General features: G+C 59.0%; 13 protein-coding genes. 7 read left to right on the forward strand and 6 right to left on the reverse strand.

Annotated features, from left to right (window positions below):
- Positions 1-21 precede the first annotated feature (21 nt).
- Positions 22-1,389: a DUF1800 domain-containing protein gene (locus Mal15_RS01235; RefSeq protein ID WP_147866075.1), complete on the reverse strand. Its 1,368-nt coding sequence runs from the start codon at positions 1,387-1,389 to the stop codon at positions 22-24.
- A 139-nt stretch (positions 1,390-1,528) separates the two neighbouring features.
- A complete protein-coding gene (locus Mal15_RS01240; RefSeq protein WP_147866076.1) occupies positions 1,529-3,307 on the reverse strand; it encodes a hypothetical protein in 1,779 nt (592 codons plus the stop codon).
- Positions 3,308-3,679: 372 nt separating this feature from the next.
- On the opposite strand from Mal15_RS01240, the gene Mal15_RS01245 reads away from it, so the two are divergent.
- From Mal15_RS01245 to Mal15_RS01270, 6 genes are all read left to right on the forward strand, one after another.
- On the forward strand, positions 3,680-4,435 hold the full coding sequence (locus Mal15_RS01245; RefSeq protein ID WP_167546566.1) for a response regulator: 756 nt from the start codon (positions 3,680-3,682) through the stop codon (positions 4,433-4,435).
- 890 nt (positions 4,436-5,325) lie between these two features.
- Positions 5,326-6,894 carry a sensor histidine kinase gene (locus Mal15_RS01250; protein ID WP_167546567.1) on the forward strand — a complete coding sequence of 523 codons (1,569 nt, stop codon included), beginning with the start codon at positions 5,326-5,328 and terminating at the stop codon, positions 6,892-6,894.
- Positions 6,891-7,343 carry a response regulator gene (locus Mal15_RS01255; protein ID WP_147866079.1) on the forward strand — a complete coding sequence of 151 codons (453 nt, stop codon included), beginning with the start codon at positions 6,891-6,893 and terminating at the stop codon, positions 7,341-7,343. The genes Mal15_RS01250 and Mal15_RS01255 overlap by 4 nt, the downstream gene beginning before the upstream one ends.
- Before the next feature lie 54 nt (positions 7,344-7,397).
- Positions 7,398-10,673: a chemotaxis protein CheB gene (locus Mal15_RS01260; protein ID WP_167546568.1), complete on the forward strand. Its 3,276-nt coding sequence runs from the start codon at positions 7,398-7,400 to the stop codon at positions 10,671-10,673.
- Between the two features lie 98 nt (positions 10,674-10,771).
- The gene (locus tag Mal15_RS01265) at positions 10,772-14,797 is read left to right on the forward strand and encodes a chemotaxis protein CheB (RefSeq protein WP_147866081.1); all 4,026 of its coding nucleotides are present in this window, start codon (positions 10,772-10,774) and stop codon (positions 14,795-14,797) included.
- Positions 14,798-15,013: 216 nt separating this feature from the next.
- Positions 15,014-15,862 carry a response regulator gene (locus tag Mal15_RS01270; RefSeq protein ID WP_147866082.1) on the forward strand — a complete coding sequence of 283 codons (849 nt, stop codon included), beginning with the start codon at positions 15,014-15,016 and terminating at the stop codon, positions 15,860-15,862.
- A gap of 110 nt (positions 15,863-15,972) precedes the next feature.
- Here the strand turns inward: Mal15_RS01270 and Mal15_RS01275 are convergent, their stop codons facing one another.
- Entirely contained in the window at positions 15,973-16,740 is a 768-nt protein-coding gene (locus tag Mal15_RS01275) for a sulfite exporter TauE/SafE family protein (protein ID WP_147866083.1), read from the reverse strand.
- 346 nt (positions 16,741-17,086) lie between these two features.
- On the opposite strand from Mal15_RS01275, the gene Mal15_RS01280 reads away from it, so the two are divergent.
- Positions 17,087-17,623, forward strand: a complete 537-nt coding sequence (locus Mal15_RS01280) for a Uma2 family endonuclease (RefSeq protein ID WP_167546569.1) — start codon at positions 17,087-17,089, stop codon at positions 17,621-17,623.
- Between the two features lie 5 nt (positions 17,624-17,628).
- On the opposite strand, the gene Mal15_RS01285 is transcribed toward Mal15_RS01280, so the two are convergent.
- The 3 genes from Mal15_RS01285 to Mal15_RS01290 all read right to left on the reverse strand — a co-directional run bounded on the left by Mal15_RS01285 (position 17,629) and on the right by Mal15_RS01290 (position 20,229).
- The gene (locus Mal15_RS01285) at positions 17,629-18,870 is read right to left on the reverse strand and encodes a DUF1559 domain-containing protein (protein WP_147866085.1); all 1,242 of its coding nucleotides are present in this window, start codon (positions 18,868-18,870) and stop codon (positions 17,629-17,631) included.
- Positions 18,871-19,002: 132 nt separating this feature from the next.
- Positions 19,003-19,128, reverse strand: coding sequence for a hypothetical protein (locus Mal15_RS34860; RefSeq protein WP_261344582.1), 126 nt, complete (start codon positions 19,126-19,128; stop codon positions 19,003-19,005).
- A 327-nt stretch (positions 19,129-19,455) separates the two neighbouring features.
- Positions 19,456-20,229: a class I SAM-dependent methyltransferase gene (locus Mal15_RS01290; protein WP_147866086.1), complete on the reverse strand. Its 774-nt coding sequence runs from the start codon at positions 20,227-20,229 to the stop codon at positions 19,456-19,458.
- Between the last annotated feature and the right edge of the window lie 49 nt (positions 20,230-20,278).

Raw genomic sequence — 20,278 nt, forward strand, 5'->3', positions numbered from 1 at the left:
GTTTCTGACCACTTCGCGCATTCAAGCGAGTTGAAATTCCGGGAGTGAGCAAACCGCGTGCAACAATCGGCGGTAGGCTTTTTCGTGATCGTTGCCGAGTGAACCGAACTGCGCGATTAATGATTGTCGATTGGCCGGGTTGATCGGCACGGCCATCAAACAGCGTTCGAAGTGATCGAGTGCTTCGGCGGCGTCGTGCACGTCATGGCCGGCAAGGTACTGCGTCAATGATTCGCCGTCGAATCGGGTGTTGCCGTCGGACAAGATCTGTTCGAACAGGTTGGCCCGACCGAGTACGGTCGACGAATTGATCCAGGCACGTCCCCCGTCCCAGCCTTTGACGTTGGGCGGGTAAAACAGGCCCTGACCGATCGCGCGCAGGCCTTGCGCGACACGCTGGCTGTTCGTCGTCCCACGCAATCCCCGCAACATGCCGATCACCAATTCGACCGGCGATTTGATTTTCCGTGCCCGGGCGTGGGCGGAATAGAACAAGTTGCTGGAGAGCATTTGTCGCAGCACCGGTGCGATCTGCAGTCCATGGTCGCGCATCGTCCGTGCCGGGACGTCGATCAGGTCGTCGGTCCACTGGAGCTCATCGGCGATGAAGTACCGCGCCAGCTTTCGACAGATGAAACGTGGCACGTCGTCTTTTGAGATCACGATCTCGACCGCCTGTTCGCCGTCGAACACGCCTCGCTTGCCCAAGATTGACTTTTCGCCGTCATCGTGCTGGTAGCGATTCTTGCGAAACCGGTTGTTGCGGATTTCCCAACCGGTGAAACAGCGGGCGAGTTCCACGACGTCGGCTTCGGTGTAGTGTCCTTCGCCAAGGCAAAACAATTCCATCAGCTCGCGGGCAAAGTTCTCGTTGGGATGCGATTTCCGGTTCGATGCCGAATCCAGATAGATCAACATCGCGGGGTCTTTGGCGATGGCTTGGGTCAACGCGTGAAAGTCACCGAGGGCGTGCCGACGCAGCAGTTGATTCTGGCGCCACATCATCGACGCATCCTTGACTTTATCGGCCCCGGTGGCGAAGTGCCCGTGCCAGAACAACGTCGTCTTTTCCAGTAGCTGTGCCGGTGTGAACAGCATTCGATAAACCCAAGCTGCCGACAGTTTCATCGGATCGCCGCCGGCCAGCAGGGTTTGGGCCAGCGAGTCCGCGACGCTGCGAAACTCGGACGTTTCCAAATTCAACGAGACCAATTCGTCAACGACGTCACGCGGGCTCCGGCGGGCTGCTCCATCCAACAAAGCGATATCGGCGCCGAAGCCGGCGCGACGATACAGGTGCGCCGCTGCCACGTGATCCCACTGCCGGGAGTCACTGGGCGTGAAGGGTTGCCACGCCCAATCGGGATCGATGGTGAGGTCTTCGGCCATGGAACGTTCGTGGTGATTCGTACGTGCATACGTGTTGGTGTCCAGGCTTTAGCCGCCCACTGTCGCTGCATCGCAGCGACCGGGAATCGCCTAAACGCTAAACACCAACGGTAACCTTCTTGCCCCTTTCCCGTGACAGCTATTCAGTCTTCACCCGAATCTCCGTCATAAGTCTCAACTGATCATTCTCCACATCCAGTTTCACCGTCGCGTTTTCGAACAGCGCCAGCAGGTCGAACAGGACGCCGATTTCGGCATCGGCCTGGTCCGGTCCGTGACCTTTTTCGAGCATGTTTTGCGCGACGAGCTGAGCTTGATTGTCACGCAACGCATCGGCCATCGGATCGACGTTCAGGACCGCAATCGTATTGGGCTGTGTCGCAGCCGCGTCGGTACTGGCTGCTGAATCGGCGATGGCGCGAGCCAGATTCGTGCTGCTGGCGAGGATCATCCGTTGACCGGCAAAGGCGATGGTCGGCGAAAAGTTATAATTGATCGGAATCGTATCCAGATCGTCTTCCTCGCGCGGGGGAACATAGCTGGCGGTGATCAGGGTCGCCGAATCGGTTTGCCGGAAATCAAGATCCAACTGGGGTTGTCCTTGCATCGCGCCGACGACGTTGATGAACCCGACCAGATTTTGGAAGACCCTGCGAAACTCCCGCGTGGTTTCGTCCGGCGTCCGCATGTTGAATTGCAGCGCAAACGCGGGCAGCTTGATCGCCGGCGTCGGTGATTGCGGGGCAAACGTCTGGCGTTGAACGACGAGCTGGATGCCCGGCGCGAGCGACCCCAGGATGTCTTCGCCGAAGTCGCGTCCGGAGAAGAACGTGGTCAAGTTGGTGTCGGCTTGAGCGAGATCTTCGTTCGCCTTGTCGGTCATCAGGTCGGGGGCGCGCAGCCACATTTGCGACAGGTCGCGGTGGGTGCTGATCGCCAGGATTTGGTCCGGGACTTCGAGCAATGGCGGCGCAGACGCGTCCGAGTTCTCGCCGAAATAATACTCGCGACCGGCGGTCCATTCGGGGCGGTGGGGCGTGGAAAGCGTCAACGCGACGCCGGATGGTTGGACGTCCAGTTGCGCGACTGCGGTGGGCGTGTGCGCCAGGTTTGCGACGATTCCACCCAGCAGTGCTTCGGCCGCGATGTTGTCCGTTTTGCCGGCGTACAACCTGGGCGCTACACCGGCTTGGCGAATCGTGTCGAGATTGATGTATGCCTTTGCCGTCGCCGCATCGGTATCGGCCATCGACGATTTGAAGGAGGGCGATACGGCCAACGAATCGTTGCCACCATCGAGGTAGCGGTCGATGATCGACTTTCCCAGTTCCGGCTTGTTGGTCATCAAGAACCAATCGTCGACCAACGCCAATTTGACGTCGTCGTTGACCGCATAGGCGGTGAAGCCGCGATAGTCGGCTTGGCGGGCGATGCCAAAATCTCCTTGGCCGAGTTGGGCCAGCGCGAGCACGACACCTCGAAAGCGTTCCAACTGATCACGGCTGGATGAACGAACCAGCAGCGCGGCGCCTTGGGACGACGCGTCAAAGGCCAGGTGAATGCCGCCATCGGTGAGCACGCTGAGTGCTTCATCCCAGGGCCGTCCCATGCCGCCCTCGAATGCGGCGGTGGCGTCACGCAGCGGCCGCAGTTGATCCGAGTCGGCAACCGCTTGCGCCGCAGGCATCGACCCGATCTTCTCGCCCAGGGGATGGTTGCTGACCAGTTCGATCACTGCGCCCAGCCGCGGCACTTCGGCGTAGGCGACCACACTGGCCGGCAACAGATCCGCCGCGTCCGGACGGGCGTCGGGGGGCGTCGACTGACCCTTTACTCCACCGGCCCCAACGGCGAACGAAACAAACGTAAAACAGACCCAAACAGAACGCCGAATCATCGGCAATGTGATGTCGGACATGGTCAGGTTCCCAGACGAAGCACCAGCAATATAGCCGAGGATTCGGATGGCTACGGGGGATCTTGGGTACCCGATTGTAACACTCCCCCGTTGTCGTCTGATTCGCACACCGAAATGCCTTCAAATTGACAGCAGAAATGTTCTCAGAAACTGGTATTTGCGGATTCCCGTAACGGTGCTATGATCCCCCCCATGAAGATTGTGAGGTAGTGATACCTACCGGTTCATGAACTGGTCGACTGGATGTCACGCGATCAAATTTCCGTGTTGTCACGGGAATCAGGTGATTCCCCGCGGTCGCGGGGATGCCGACATCCAAATGAGATTCCCTCGGGGCAGAACGAAGGATTCTCGAATGTAAGGAGACCATTCATGTTAGTGATTTCGCGTCGACTCAACGAATCGGTTCAGTTCCCGAATCTGGGAATCACAGTCACCCTTCTCAAAAACACCGGGTCGCGGATCCGGCTCGGTATTGACGCCCCCTCGGAGGTGGAGATCCTTCGCAGCGAGCTGGCTGATGGTGATTCGCGGGCCTGTTACGAGGACTCCCATCGCGGTGCTTCGTCGAATCGTCATCTCAATTCCGCGTCCAACATCTTGCGGAAATTGCGGAGCACGGTCGAATCGATGCAGTGGGACGATTCGCGGGCGCTGCTGGCCGCGGCGTTTTGTGAATTGAGATCACTCGATGAGCAGGTCGAAGCGAAGCGACACGGGATGTGTTTGGAAACCCAACCGCCCCGTCGGGCACTGTTGGTCGATGACAATCGCAACGAAGCTCGGCTGCTGGCCAGTTACCTGCGGCTGAAGTCATTCGAGGTCGACGTCGCCTACGACGGTGCCGATGCAGTGGAGCATCTGGATCGTGGTGGAAAGCCCGACGTCGTGCTGCTGGACATGAACATGCCCAAGTACGACGGCAGGTGGACGGTCAACAAGCTGCGTAGCGATCCCCAGCATTGCGGCCTCAAAATCCTGGCCGTCAGCGGGATGGAGCCGGACGACTACGACGTCCCGATCGGTGAAGGCGGCGTCAATCGCTGGCTGCGAAAGCCGCTCAATCCCGAGGAATTGGTTCGCGAAATCGTCCAAAGCACCGCGCCGGACCCGTTGCTATCGGCCTGATCCGAACGCGGCACACCGAGCTTTTCTTGCCGGGCTTTTCTTTGCCGGTCGCTTGCCGACCACTATTGGTGGGCGGGCTCTGCCGACGGCACTCGCGGGGATTGGGGCAAATTCACCGTGAGATGCCGCTGGTGGCCAGCAAAGAGCGGGGAGCAGGGGTCGGGGCAGAAGCATTGGGCTTCCCCCGGCTCCCCGCAATTTTTTTCTTCGCCAGGCACGCTTTCGATCACAAACCGAGCCGTAGGCGCTAGCCTCGGGCCTTACAGGTCTTTCGATCACAAACGGAGCCGTAGGCGCTAGCCTCGGGCCTTACAGGTCTCGAACGGCAATCCAAGACCCGCGGTTAGCGCCGTCGGCTCATAGAGTAGGTGGCATCCGGCTGGCGCCAAACGACTGATCTCAAAAGGGTTTAGCGGACCTGAAAACGCCAAAATCCCACGGATGAAAACGCGAACGAATCGAACGGAATTGCGTCGCCCGGGCTCCGCCTCCGGCTGCAAACGGCCGCGTCTGGCGGGAGCCACACCTGCAGTGCGTTCCCAGGCGGAGCCTTTGGAACGAGGTCTTTTATCGATTGCTGCCGCAGTCGCACCATCGAGGGGGATCCGGGGAACTCGACAGACGTCACCTGCGCGGCGACCGTCCAGATCGGTACACTGACGCGGGGTGATAGCCGAATCGGACGCTTGCAGCACCGATCGATTTTTCCGGCGGATGTGCGGATGTGCGGATGTGCGGATGTGCGGATGTGCGGATGTAGCGGGCAGCCGAAGGCGGCGGGCGAATCGCGTCAGCGCGCCGTGGCCGGTCTGGCGGTGATGCTGATCGAGGCATCGGCACGTTTTTCTGCCAGCAATTCACTTTTTCTGCCAGCAATTTGGGGGCTTTGGATGAACAAGTTAGCGGGCGGCATTGCGCTGGGCGTTGTCGGCGCCGGACTTGCGCTCGCGTTCTCTGGCGATGTCTCGTTGGTCTGGGACACCGCCGACTACCCGCCCCGCTGGCATTGCGGCCGCTGGACGCCGCTGATGGGATGGTTGCACATCATCAGCGACATCGCCACCTGGGTCGCCTACGTGGCGATCCCCATCATGCTGGTGTATTTCGCCCGCTCGCAACCGGAAATTCCCTTCCGCAACCTGTTCTGGTTGTTCAGCGTGTTCATCCTGTTCTGCGGATCGACGCACCTGATGGAAGCGATCATTTTTTGGTGGCCGGCCTACCGATTGCTGGGAATCCTGAAACTCGGGACCGGGATCGTTTCGATCGCGACGGCAGTCGTTTTGAGTTGGACGATTCCCAAGATGCTGCAATTGCAAAGCCCGCAGCAGTTGGAAAACAAAGTCGCCCAGCGGACCGCCGAGTTGGAACTGACCCGGCTCCAACTGCAGCGGGTGATCGACCAGAGCCGCAATTTCCTCGGAATTTTGGATCTGGACGGAACGCTGTTGGAAACCAATCAAGCATCGCTCCGAGCGACCGGCGTCCGCAAGGAAGACGTCCTGAATCGGCCGTTCTGGGAAACCGGCTGGTGGAAAGATTTTTCGTCGATGAAGCCGACTCTGGAAAGTGCGATCGCCGATGCCCGCAACGGGCAAGGCACCCGATTCGAACTGAGACGCCAGGCGGCCGACGGAGCGGCGATCATGGTCGACTGTTCGCTCCAGCCGATGCCGGGAACCGACGGACAAGTCGCCTGGATCCTGTCCGAGGGAATCGACATCACCGACCAGCGGATGCGTGAAGACGAATTGAAACATCTCAACACGGAACTTTCCAAGAGCAATCGCGAATTAGAGCAATTCGCCTACGTGGCATCGCATGACCTGAAGGAGCCGTTGCGCAAGATCTCTTCCTTTGCCCAGTTGCTGCAAAACGAATACGGGACGAAGCTTTCCGCAGAAGCCACCGAGTACATTGAATTTATCGTCAGTAGTGCCGACCGCTTGATGACGTTGATCAGCGATTTGTTGTCGATTTCGCGGATCAGTTCGCAAGGCAAAGAGCTCGCACCGGTCGACGCCAACGCGGCGGTGGCCGAAGCGATCAGCAATTTGCAACTGGCGATCGAAGAATCCGGTGCGGAGATCAGCGTCGAGCCCTTCCCGACGCTGATCGCCGATCCCAACCAGCTGACCCTGCTATTTCAAAACTTGATCGAAAATGCGATCAAGTACCAAGGGCAGAATTCTCCGCAGATTCGCGTCGGCGGCCGGCAAATCGGCCCCCAATACGAATGTTTCGTCACAGACAACGGGATCGGGATCGAAGAGAAATACGCCGACCGGATTTTCGAAATCTTCAAACGGTTACACAGCCGCGACGAGTATCCTGGCACGGGTGTCGGGCTGGCGATCTGCAAAAAGATCGTGCAACGCATGGGCGGAAGGATTTGGTTGGAATCGAAACTCGGCCAAGGCAGCACGTTTTACTTTACCATCAACAGGCAAACGATATGATCGACATCGGCCCTCCTCCGCGGTTGATCGACATCTTGCTGATCGACGACGACCCCGGCGATATCCTGCTGACCAAAAAAGCGCTCACCGGCAGCAAGCTCTACAACACGCTGAACGTCGCCGCCGACGGGGTGGAAGCCCTGGAATACCTGCGCAGCGCCGAAGAAAGCGAACGCAAACAGTTGCCCGATCTGATCCTGTTGGACCTGAACATGCCGCGGATGGACGGCCGCGAATTCCTTCGCGAGGTCAAACAGGTCCCGGCCTGGAAACGCATCCCCGTCGTGGTGCTGACCACGTCGGATGCCGAGAAAGACATCCTCAAATCGTATGACCTGCACGCCAGTTGCTACATTACCAAACCGATCGGGCTGGACCAGTTTCAGGAGGTCGTCAATTCCATCAAGGGTTTTTGGTTGGCGATCGTCAAGTATCCGCCAAAGTCGTAGCAGCACAGTCAGACGATTGTTTTCGATCACGATGATAACGAATAGGTGACCGACGTGGACACGAACGAGCCGCAATCGCCCCCGAAGACGACCAATAATTTTGACTTTTACGTGGTCGGAATCGGAGCCTCGGCGGGGGGACTGGAGGCGCTGGAACATTTTTTCGACAACGTCCCGGCCGAATCCGGCATGGCGTTCGTCGTCGTGCAGCACCTTTCGCCGGACTTTAAGAGTCTGATGGACGAATTGCTGGCCCGGCACACGTCGATCCCGATCTTTCGCGTGGAAGACGCGACGCGGGTCAAGCCGAACGCCATCTACCTGATTCCGCCAAAGAAGAACATGACGCTGTCCGGCGGAAAGCTGATGCTGACCGAGCAGGATGCTTCCGGCGGGCTCAATTTGCCGATCGACGTGTTTTTCCGTTCGCTGGCTCAGAACGCCGGCGAGCGTGCCATCGCCGTGGTCCTCTCGGGGACCGGCAGCGACGGGTCACGCGGGGTGCGTGACGTGCACGATGCCGGCGGCCTGGTCGTCGTCCAAGACATCGACACGGCGGGGTTTGACGGCATGCCACGCAGCGCCATCGCCACGGGCATCGCCGATGTGGTCACCTCCGCTCGCGAAATGGGCGGGCTGATCTCCTCCTACGCCAATGATCCACAGCAATTCACCAAACAGGTCCACGAACAGGAGCGCATCGCCCTGCCCGGGACCGAATTGCAAGTCATTTTCCGACTGTTTCGAAAACGATTCGGAATCGACTTCACCCTGTATCGGGCCAACACCATCAATCGGCGGATCGAACGCCGGATGAAGATGACGCGCTGCGTCAACCTGGCCGACTACGTGCAGATTCTCGAATCGGACGTCAACGAACTCGATGCGCTGTATCGAGACCTGCTCGTCGAAGTCACCCAATTCTTTCGCGACCCGCGTGCGTTCGAGCGACTGCGTGCCGACGTCATCCCGCCGATCGTCTCCGCCGCCAAAGAACCGCACGACGAAATCCGCGTCTGGGTGCCCGGCTGCGCCACCGGGGAGGAGGCATATTCGATCGCGATCTTGCTGGATGATTGTCTGGCCGATGCCAAAAAACGCTGCCCGGTCAAGGTGTTCGCGACCGACGTGCACAGCAATTCGCTCGAAATCGCCGCCGCCGGGATTTATTCCAGCGAGGCGCTCAGCAACGTTCCCAGCGAATTGCGGGCCCGATATTTCACCCGGCACGGCAACACCTACCAGGTCTCGCGCGAACTGCGCAAGACCGTGATCTTCGCCCCCCACGACATCACCAAGGACCCGCCGTTCACGAAGATCGATCTGCTGTCCTGCCGCAACGTGCTGATCTACCTGGAATCGGAGGTCCAGAAGCGCGTCCTGGCATTGTTTCATTTCGGCATGAAGGTCGGCGGCGTGATGGTCCTGGGGCCCAGCGAAACCGTGGCCGAGTTGTCGCGAGAATTCGACACACTCGACCAGCACTGGCGGATCTTCCGGAAACTCCGCGACGTGCGACTGCCGGAATCCAAAACGATGCCGCTCTCTCCAGCACTGACCAGCATCATCCGCGAAAAACCGCGCTTCGGGGGCATCGCCCGGATCGAGGACGGCTTGGAATCCTCGGTCACCGACGACTTGCTGGAACGCTATGTGCCGCCCAGTTTGTTGGTCAATGAACATTACGAACTGATGCACTCTTTCGGAGACGCCCGCCGGATACTGACCCAGCCCAAGGGCGTCCCGACCCTGGAAGTGCTGAAGATGGTCGAGGGTGAATTGCGGATGGCACTCAGTGCCGCTCTGCACCGCGCGACGCGGGAAAAGGAACGCGTCGTGATTCAGGGCATTCGGCAGGACGAGGACGGCCAACGCCGCACGATGCAAATCGCCGTCGAACCCTACAACAAACGCAATCACAGCCTGTACCTGGTCTGCATCGAAGAAATCAAGGAGCCCGACACGCCTCGCGAACCGGCTGCCGAAGTCTTCGACGCCAGCGATCAGGCCGCCCAGCGAATCGTCGACTTGGAACGCGAGTTGGAATTCACCAAAGAATCGCTGCAGTCGGCCGTTGAAGAACTGGAAAGCAGCAACGAAGAACTGCAGTCGACCAATGAAGAATTGGTCGCCAGCAACGAAGAACTGCAAAGCACCAACGAAGAACTGCACAGCGTCAACGAGGAACTTTACACCGTCAACGCGGAGCACCAGCACAAGATCGAAGAATTGATGCAGCTGACCTCCGACATGGACAACCTGCTGTTGAGCACGGAGATCGGGACGATTTTCCTGGACACCCAGTTGCGGATCCGGAAATTCACGCCCGCGATCACCGCGGCCTTCAACATCATGGAGCAGGACATCGGCCGGCCGATCGACCAATTCGCCTACAACCTGGACAACTCCGAGTTGCTGCACGACGCCCATCGCGTGCTCGATTCTGATGCCGCGTTTGAACGGAAGGTCTCGGCCCGCGACGGCACCAGTTACCTGCAACGCATCCAGCCCTATCGCAGCAGCAACGGCGAAACCAGCGGGGTCGTGATCACGTTCACCGACATTTCTTCGGTCGTACATGCCGAACTGGAACGCAAGCAGCGGACGCACTTCGAAAAAATCAGCGGCGACCTCCAGGATTTCGCCTACAGCGTCTCCCACGACCTGAAAGCGCCCATCCGACAGGTGTACGAGTTCTCGCGAAGCCTGCACGAGTCGTTGACGTCCAAGATCCCCGAGGCGTCTGCCGAAGAGTTGCAGATGCTCACCCGCGGGGCCGAACGGCTGAACGAATTGCTCAATTGCCTGCTGGAATACTCACGCGTCAACACCCGCGGCGCGAGCCCCAAGCCGACCGACCTGGGAGAACTGGTCGACGAGCTGACCGACCGGCTCGCCGAGCAACTGCAGCACTCCGACGCGATCATCTCCCGCGGCATCCTGCCGCTGTTGGCGGTCGACCCGGCTCAGTTCAGGGCGTTGTTCGAACATCTGATCGACAACGCGATCAAGTTCAGCGAATCACCGCCACGGATCGAGATCAACGCCGAGGCCGACGGGGACGATGTAGTGATCTCGGTCAGCGACAACGGCATCGGGATCAAGCCGCACCATATCGATGAAATCTTCGTCGTGTTCCGTCGCTTCGTCACCCGTCGTGACATCCCCGGCAACGGCCTGGGATTGGCCCTGTGCAAGCGGATCGTCGAACGCCATCGCGGCACCATTTGGGTGGAGTCGGAGCCGGGGCAAGGATCCACGTTCTTCATCCGATTGCCGGACGTCGAAGAGGTGATCAACAATGCGACCAACAAGTCTTCATCGGGCTAGATTTAAACCACCAACTGGAGTTTCGCATGTATTACGATGGACCGCAACGAGCTTTGATCGTAGGGGCAGGTTAAGGCAATGAATTTTGGGGGCGACCAATGAGCCAAGCGAAACCGGCGGCAGACACCGCCAACATTACCGACGAGCACTTCTTCATCGCCGGCATCGGCGCTTCGGCCGGGGGGCTGGAGGCATTGGAGCAGCTGTTTGAGAACACGGCGGTCGACAGCGGGTTGGCCTACGTCGTGGTCCAGCACCTCTCGCCGGACTTCAAGAGCGTGATGGACCAGCTGTTGACCCGGAAGACAAAGATTCCGGTGCGGCTGATCGAAGACGGGACCAGGATTTTGCCCAACCACATCTACTTGTTGCCGCCCAAAAAGGAAGCGATTCTATCCAACGGAAAACTGTTGCTGGCCGACCGTTCGGCGGGCGAACAGCTCAGCTTTCCGATCGATCATTTTTTCCGTTCGCTGGCCCAAGACGCAGGACGCAATTCGATCGCCATCGTGCTCTCGGGCACCGGCACCGACGGATCTCGCGGCATCTTGGACATTCATGCGGCCGGAGGTTTGGTCGTTGTTCAAAGCGAAGCGTCGGCGAAATTCGACGGCATGCCCCGCAGCGCCTGTGACACCGGCATCGTGGACATGGTCCTGCCGGCTCGCGAGATGCCGGCGGCGTTGCTCCGCTACCTTCAAACCCCCTGGCACGCCGCCCCCAAGCCCGGTTCGGAGTCAAACGAAGTGCTCGACGCGCCCCTACGGTCGATCCTGACACAGTTGAAAGACAGCTATGACTTGGACTTTTCTCACTACAAGAGCACGACGATCGGCCGCCGGATCGAACGGCGGTTGTTGTTGACCGGCACGGTGGAATTGGAAGAGTATGCCGAGCGTGTGAAGAGCGATGAAGGGGAACTGGATCGTCTGTATCGCGACCTGTTGATCGGAGTGACCGGATTCTTTCGTGACAAGGAAGTGTTCGATCGCTTGGAGCTGGATGTCATCCCGGAATTGTTTTCGCGACTCGGTCCGGGCGAAGAGTTTCGGGCCTGGGTCGCCGCCTGTGCGACCGGCGAGGAGGCGTATTCGTTGGCCATCCTGCTGGCCGAACGATTGCAACTGGAGGAGTCCGATCGACCGGTCCGCGTGTTCGCGTCGGACGTCCACCGACGCTCGTTGAAACTGGCCAGCCGTGCGATCTACCAACCCGAAAGCTTGGCCGGGTTGACCGCCGAACGGCTCGAGCGGCACTTCATTCAGCGGGAGGACGGGTATCACGTCTCGCCCGAAGTCCGCAAGATGGTCGTGTTCACACCGCACAACGTGATCCGCGATGCGCCCTTCACGCGGCTGGACATGATCACCTGCCGCAACATGTTGATCTACTTCACCCAACCGGCCCAAAAGAAAGCGTTGTCGCTGTTCCATTTCGGCCTGAAACGGAACGGTGTGCTGTGCCTGGGGACCAGCGAAACGACCGGTGACTTGTCGGACGAATTCGAGCCGATCGACGACCGGGCACGGATCTATCGCAAACACCGTGAACTGAAATTGACCACCGAGATGCGAATGCCGATCGCGACTCCGGCCCGTGTCCCCGCGCCGCTTTCGGACGGCCCCGGACTGTTGCGATCGATCCCGGCGCAAAGCCTGCTTCACACTTACGACCAATTGCTGGAGCACTTCATGCCGCCGGGGATCTTGATCTCGTCGGGCCGCGAGTTGATCCACACCTTCAAAGGGGCAGGAAAGTATTTCCGCGCACCCCAGGGCCGGCCGTCGTCGGACATCCTGGAAGCCCTGCTGCCCGATCTCCGCTCCACCTTGTCGGCGGCCATCCGCCGCGGCATGCAAAACAAAGCACCGGTCAAGTACGCCGGTGTCAAATGCCAGACCGCCGACGGCCCGGAGCAGTTGACCGTGATGGTCTTGCCGATCGAAGACCCCAACGGCAACACCCAGCTGTTATTGCAATTCCAAAGCGATTCCCCGACCGAGGACCCGGTTCAGCCGGCCAACGTCGACGCCAGCACGATGTCCAACGAAGAGTTCGAGGCCATCGAACGGGAACTTCAATTCACCAAGGACAGTTTGCAGTCGACCATCGAAGAATTGCAGACGACCAACGAAGAGCTTCAATCCGCCAACGAACAATTGACGTCGTCCAACGAGGAGCTTCAAAGTACCAACGAGGAATTGCACAGCGTCAACGAAGAACTTTACACCGTCAACGCCGAACACCAGCGCAAGATCGATGAACTGACCGAGTTGAACGACGACATGGACAACCTGCTGATCAGCACCAACGTCCACACGATCTTCCTGGATCGCGAACTGTGTATTCGGCGATTCACGCCCGGGATCGCCGAAACGTTCAGTTTGATTCCGCAAGACGTCGGACGACGCTTCGACAGTTTCTCGCACCAGATCTTGTACTCGGGGCTGATCGATGAGATTCGGTCCGTCTTGAAGAACGGCAAGGCGTTCGAAAAGGAGGTCGTCGATCAGGCGGGCACCTGGCACCTGCTGCGGATTCAGCCCTACATCGCACGCAAGCGGATCGACGGGGTCGTCATCACGCTGATCGACATCACCACGCTCAAAAACGCCGAGGCGATGTTGCGAGAGATGTCCGAGATCGTCGAGCACTCCGACGATGCCATCTATCGCGTCGACCTGGACGGCACGATCCGTACCTGGAACCTCGGCGCCAGCCGGCTGTACGGCTACGAAAGCCAGCAAGTCACCGGCAAACACGTCTCCATCCTCGCGCCGTCGGATCGCCCCTCCGAACCCGAATCCTATCTCGAGCGGATCCGCACCGGCATCGCGGTCGACCGCGTGGAAACCTCGCGTGTCCGCCGCAACGGCACCAGCATCGACGTCTCGCTGACCGTTTCGCCGATCCATGATCACCATCGAAACATCGTCGGCGCATCGGTGATCGCCCGTGACATCACCAAACAGCGTCAAGCCGAATTCGAGATCCGGGAAGCGGTCCGGCACCGTGACCAATTCCTCGCCACGCTTTCGCATGAGCTTCGCAATCCGCTCTCGGCGATCCTCAACGCGACCTCCCTGCTGAAGGAAGACGGCATCAATGCGGACACGATCCGCGAAGCCCGTGAGGTCGTCGACCACCAACTCCGGCACGTCGCTCGGTTGCTCGATGACTTACTGGAAGTGGCGCGATTCACCCATGGCAAGATCGTGTTGCGCAACGAGGTGTTCGACCTGACGGACTTGGTGATGGACGTCGTCGATTGCATTCAATTTCAAGTCGATGAAAAAAAGCAGCAGTTGCGTGTCGATGTTTCTGATGGCCCGCTTTACGTCGAAGGTGACTTGGGGCGGTTGCAGCAGGCGCAGGTCAACTTGTTGGTCAATGCTTCGAAATACAGCGCCGAATCGCGTAGCATTTCCTACGGGGTCGGTCGCGACGGAAACGATGCGGTCATCACCGTTCGGGATGAAGGCCAAGGCATTCCCGCGTCGCTGTTGCCGTCGATTTTTGAGCCCTTCACCCAGGCCGATCAAAGCATCGAACGTTCCCAAGGCGGCATGGGGTTGGGGTTGCCGCTGGTGCGGATGATCGCCAAGGCGCACAACGGAACCGCGGTCGCCCACAGCGGTGGTCCGGGGCGGGGCAGCGAGTTCACCATCCGCATTCCGATCACCGACAAACGACCGACCGACCAGGTGCCGTCCGACACGGCGGCGACGCCTGGGCGAAAACTGTTGCTGATCGAAGACAACGACGGGATCCGGCGGATGCTTTCGCGTTCGATGCAGCTGAAAGGGTTCGAGGTCGCCACGGCGGTCACCGGACGCGAAGGCATCGAAGCGATTAAAGAATTCCGTCCCGACATCGCCGTCGTCGATATCGGTCTGCCGGACATCGACGGTTATGAATTGGCGCGGCGGGTCCGTGACGATCCCGAGCATGCCGGCCTGATCTTGTTCGCGGTGACCGGCTATGGACGTGAAGAGGATCGCAACAAAGCCGATCAGGCCGGCTTTGACAGGCACCTGGTCAAACCGATCGATCCGGACGAACTGATGCGATCGATCGCCGACTTCGATGCTTCGCAAAACACTGCCGAACCGAGCGCAAATTGAACTTCAATTTATTCGCGGTTTTTGTAGAATAATTGTTTGACACTCAGTGGGGCATGCGTTCTAATCCTAATCATACGGCTTTCCGAGTGGCCGACACTCGGACTTGGCAATGGAGCGCACCTGCCAACTGGTAGGTCAGTCGCAGCAAACAATTGGTTGACCGGTGGGATTTTTTCCCGGTTGTGACGCTGCAAAATTAACTCCAAGGGGCAAGCCGTGTTAGTTCTCTCTCGTCGCACCAAAGACAAAGTGTCGTTTCCGCAAGTCGGAGTCACGGTTCACTTTATCCGCGTCCAATCTGGACAGGTGAAAATCGGCATCGATGCACCGCGCAGCATCACCATCGTGCGCGATGAGGTCAGCGATGGGGACGCGATCGCCGAAATGGTCCGCCGCCAAATCGCACAACTGCCACAAGAAACCCGACACGGGATCCGCAACGAACTGCACGAGATCACCGTCGGGCTGCACCTCTACCGCGAGCTGATCCGCGCCGGGATTAACGATGAAGCGGAAGAAACCTTCGATTCGCTCCAAGAATCACTGAAACGGCTCGATTCCAACGAGGCCTTCCGACGGCCCGACGCACCGCCGGTCACCGACCCCGATCGCGAAACCATCGCCCTGATCGAAGACTCGGCCAACGAACGGCGGATGCTGGCCGAAGTGCTGCAATTGAAAGGATACCAGGTCCTGGAATTCAGCAACGGCGCCAACGCGCTGCAGCATTTCGAAGACAATGATGCACCGGGGCTGGTCCTGGTGGACATGAACATGCCCGAGCTTGATGGTCATCAAACCGTCACCATGATGCGCCAGTCGGAACGCTTCCGCGATGTCCCCATCTTCGCCGTCAGCGGGACTTCGCCCGAAGAAAATGACCTCGTGATGGGGCGCCAAGGCGTCGATCGCTGGTTGCCAAAACCGCTCAGCCTGGAAACGCTGATGAACTCCATCCGCCAAGCCATCGGGGCCCCCAAAGCCAAACAGCCCACTCAAGCACTTCGAAACGAAGCTCCATTATCGCTCAGTCGAGTCCCGTCCGTTGCCGCCGATCTGGCGTAAATCGGAACCTCAGGGAAGAGGGAGTCTATACGGGATTTGATTTTGGCACGCCGTGTTAGGATATGCGGCGTGCCGTTTTCTATTCACCTCGCTCGGTCGACGCGATCGCGTCAACGGATCCAGCCGTACACGCTGGTGACGATCAACTTCAGCCCCGTTGCGATCATCACCACGATCAGGAACCCGAAGATTAAGCGGTTCCCCTTCTTGATCGCCAGCTTAGCACCGACAACACCGCCCAGCAGGTTGCCGCCCGCCATCACCAAACCGGGCAGCCAGTCGATCAGCCCATAGATCGCAAACATCACCGTCGCCGCCAGCGTGACCAAAAAACCGATCCAGTTTTTCACCGCGTTCGACGCGACCAAGTCGCCGCTGTTGGTCAGGCTCATCGCCAACAGCACCAGGATGCCCATCCCGGCCTGAATGAACCCGACATAGATGCCGATGGCGAAAAAAATCGGATTGACCCACCGGCGGCAACGATCCGAAGCGACGTTCGCTGCGGCAATTCGCTTGGGGTTCAGCAAGAGCAGCACCGCCATCGCCAGAAAAATAGCACCGAACACGGGCTCGAACGCGTCCGGCGGCAGGTAGACCGCTAGCCAGGACCCGACCGGCACCCCCAACATCGTCGGAATCGTCAGGCGGTTGGCAAGCCGGTGGTCGAGGTGCCCGTGCTTGTGAAACGTCGCGACGGCAGCGCCGCTGGAAAACAGCACCGCGACGCGATTGGTTGCGTTGGCAATTTTCGGCTCCAACCCGAACACCATCAGCGCCGGCAACGTCATGAAAGATCCCCCACCGGCGATCGTGTTCACGACCCCGGCCAGAAACCCTGCAACGATCAGAAGTAGATACCAGCCGACGACAGCCACCCTTTCAAACGTAGAACCATGCGGATCGCGGCCGACGCGTTGAATCTCTCTCCGAATCGGCTCGCAGCAATCTTTCGTAGAATCTGCGAATGTTCGACCGGCAACGTCGCGGCGTCAAGGTCGCGATCGGTCGCGAAAATCGGGTAAGAAGATTTGGGGGTAAGAATCTAGCGAAATGAACCTTCCATCCGACTCAGCTCATTTTCCTACCTCCAGAATCTTCTTACCTCTACCTGGCAACTGTCCCAGTGGCCGCATTCGTTCGCCGCGAAAGTCCACGATGGATATACTGGCGGTGGGCGCCAACTTCGCTCGCTCCTCCTCGCCCGGAACCTCGCCAGAATCGATGAGCACTGAGATTCGCAAGCTGACCTACCAGGATTACGTCTGTTTCCCGGATGACGGGAAGCGGCATGAGATCATCGGAGGAGATCACTACATGAATCCGGCACCGAGCACCTACCATCAATATGTGTCACGGCGGTTGCACTTTCAGTTGTATTCGAAGATCGAACTTGTCGAGCGAGGCAGCGTGATCTGCGCACCGGTGGATGTGCAATTGACCGAAAGTGACATCGTCCAGCCGGACATCGTCGTCGTGCTGAAAGAAAACCGGATCATCACCCCCACCAAGGTGAAGGGGGCCCCCGACCATCTGATTGAGATTCTGTCGCCATCGACCGAATCGAACGACAAGACGCTCAAACGTTCACTGTATGAGCGAACCGGAGTCGGGGAGTATTGGATCGTCGACCCGTTTGAACAGACGCTGACGCAGTTGGTGCTCGAGAACGGGCGGTACGTCGACCAGCGTGTGACGGAAAAGCGTATTTCCGTCACGTACCTTCATGACGTCGATGTCGACTTGAACCAAGTCTGGTGAGTCAACTACTGATTGAGCTGCTCATCAATCGTTTCGTTGTTGGCACGCGTCCCGAGTGCGCCCCACAAGCCATACGGGCTTTGAGACCCCGGCGAACGTGCATCGGTGCCATTCCAAATCACCATCGGGTTCGACTTGTTGCCCGCTTCGATCGAGTCGGTGATAAAGATCACGGCGCCGTCACCCATCAAGACGTGGGCGCCGCCCTGGTGCCGGCTGCTGGGACCATAGATTCCCGGCCGCCAGGTTCCGGCACCGCTGCTGCAGATTGGGCTGTTGGGCGGCAGGATGGTCGTCACTCCGGTGTGCACGCAATAACCGCTGGACCACTTGAACCCGCGTTGCCCTTGCGTTCCACCGGTCAATGAGGCGCCGGGAGCCCAGAACTTGGGTCGATCGGGATCGATTTCGGCTTCACAAACCAATGGATCGTTCTGCAGCGTGGCCAGGTTGGTCATCCGCGCGGCGTGCGTGAACACGGCTCGGTCGCCAAGATTGGTCGCCATTTCACCGGCCATGATCGTGTTGGAAAGCCCATCCAGGGTGTCGCGGAATCGCATGTTCACACGCGGGAAAAACATGCCGCGACAAGTGGCCTTGGCACGTGGTGCAGCCGTCCGGTTCGGCCGGCCGTTCTGGTTGATGCCCCCGGTGTTTTGGAATTGCAGCGCGTCACCGACACAAACACCATAGTTCGTTCGGCCTTGAGCCGGCAAACCGTCGCCCGGGTCGCTCGGGCAGCGCAGCATCGGGACCGTGGTCAACCACGGATCGTATTGATAGCGACCGTGCTGGGCCAGGCTGATGTCGGCGTTAGGCCCCATCGCGCTGAATTCGTACTGTCCTGCGGCCGAAGCCGGTTCGCGGACGCGAAACGGATTGCTGATCTGGTCCCACAAACCTTGCTGTTCGACGAATGGTGCCAGTTGGACCAGCGAGCTCAGGTTGTTCAGGTTGTTTCCACCGAAGCTGCCACCAATCGTACGCGGCTCGCGGGACTGTGGATTATTGCTCCCGTGGACTCGTGAGGTCCCGCCGCGGATCGTCGGGAGTCGCTTGTACGCGGAGTGGTAATTGTGGATCCCCAAGCCGATCTGCTTGAAGTTGTTGCTGCAGCTCATCCGCCGCGCGGCTTCGCGCGCCGCCTGGACCGCCGGCAGCAGTAACCCCACCAAGATCCCGATGATCGCGATCACCACCAGCAGTTCCACCAGCGTGAAACCCCTACGTTTAATACGGACATTCATGACACCTACCTCGAACAAGAACAAACAAGACAATAAAAATCGGTCACCGCCCCTTCGCATGATAGGACGAAAGGTCGGCGCTAAAAGAAACAAACATTGGAATTGATTTATCGGATCGGCTTCGAACGTTGATCAGCTCGAAGCATCGTTCTCGTCTTCTTCGGACTGAGCTTCATCGGGATTGTCTTCACGCTCCTCGGGATGCTCTTGCAAGTAAGCTTCCACTGCGTTCATCTCCGGCCCCTGGGGCTCCGACATGTCCTGACCGCATCCTGACATCGCAACCGTCAGGGAGAGGGAGAAAAGAATCAGCAGAACGTGAGAGATTGATGAGCGGCGCATTGATTCGGCGTCTCCGTGGATCAGTAGAATGAAGCGATCTAACGGATCTCCGCGGCGGCACGCAATCGACCACCACGCAACCGATCGCCCCCTGCCGCCAATCCCTTGGATCAGTTTCCAGTGTAACAGTCTGGCAACCGTCGCTGGTCAAGAAACGGTAACAATCGCGCACCGCAAATCACCGACTCGCTGGCGCATGCACGCCACGTCCGAGGCGACAGACGCTGATCGAATTGCCCCCTCCTACCCGCTCCTCGCCGTCGTTGCGGCGGCGACCGTGATCGGAATGGAATATCGAAGGGTCCCGTCGTCCAACGATGCTTGGACGCCGATCCGATCGACGCCCACATCATTCTGCATCAGGTTGCGAATCCGATCCGCACCACCGGGCACCGGAAATGAAACGGCAAGCTGTTCTTCCAATGTCAATTCCACCTTGTACTCTTTAAACTGAACACGGTCGAATTCGTCGGATGAGAACAGGTCGGCAAACTCGTCGCGGCTGAGCGCGTGCACGTGCGAGGGGTCACGCAGAAGTTCGATCTCGTCGTAACCGGCGACCTTGTCGCTCGGCAGGGAAACATCGGCAACGACGACCCGCCCACCGGGTTTGCAGACGCGTCGCATTTCCGAGAGCACCTGGGCGGGGGCTTGGAAATGATGAAACGAGTAACGCGTCAACACGAGAGAAAACGTCGCGTCGTCGAACGGCAACAGTGCTGCACTGCCTTCGATCCAAGAGGCATTTTTGATGCCCTGTTCGGATTGTCGCATCCGTGCTTGGCGAATCATCTCCGGCGTGAGATCAAGCCCGGTCACGGAGCCGACCAACGGGGCAAAATGACAGGCAACGATTCCCGGCCCACAGGCGACGTCCAACATGTCATCCTCGGGGCCCGGGGCGGCAAGTTCAACCAGTATGTCCATGGCCGCCGAGTGGCCGGGCAAGCTTGCAAACGGGACCGCTTGCCGTGTGAACTGTTCAATTGTCAATGCGGAATGGGTGTTCGGATCCATCGCTTCAGTAAAAACCCGGGGGCAACGAGAGGGTGCTGGGGATGGTCCT

Origin of the sequence: Stieleria maiorica (assembly GCF_008035925.1) — a bacterium.
In the GTDB taxonomy this organism is placed as follows: domain Bacteria; phylum Planctomycetota; class Planctomycetia; order Pirellulales; family Pirellulaceae; genus Stieleria; species Stieleria maiorica.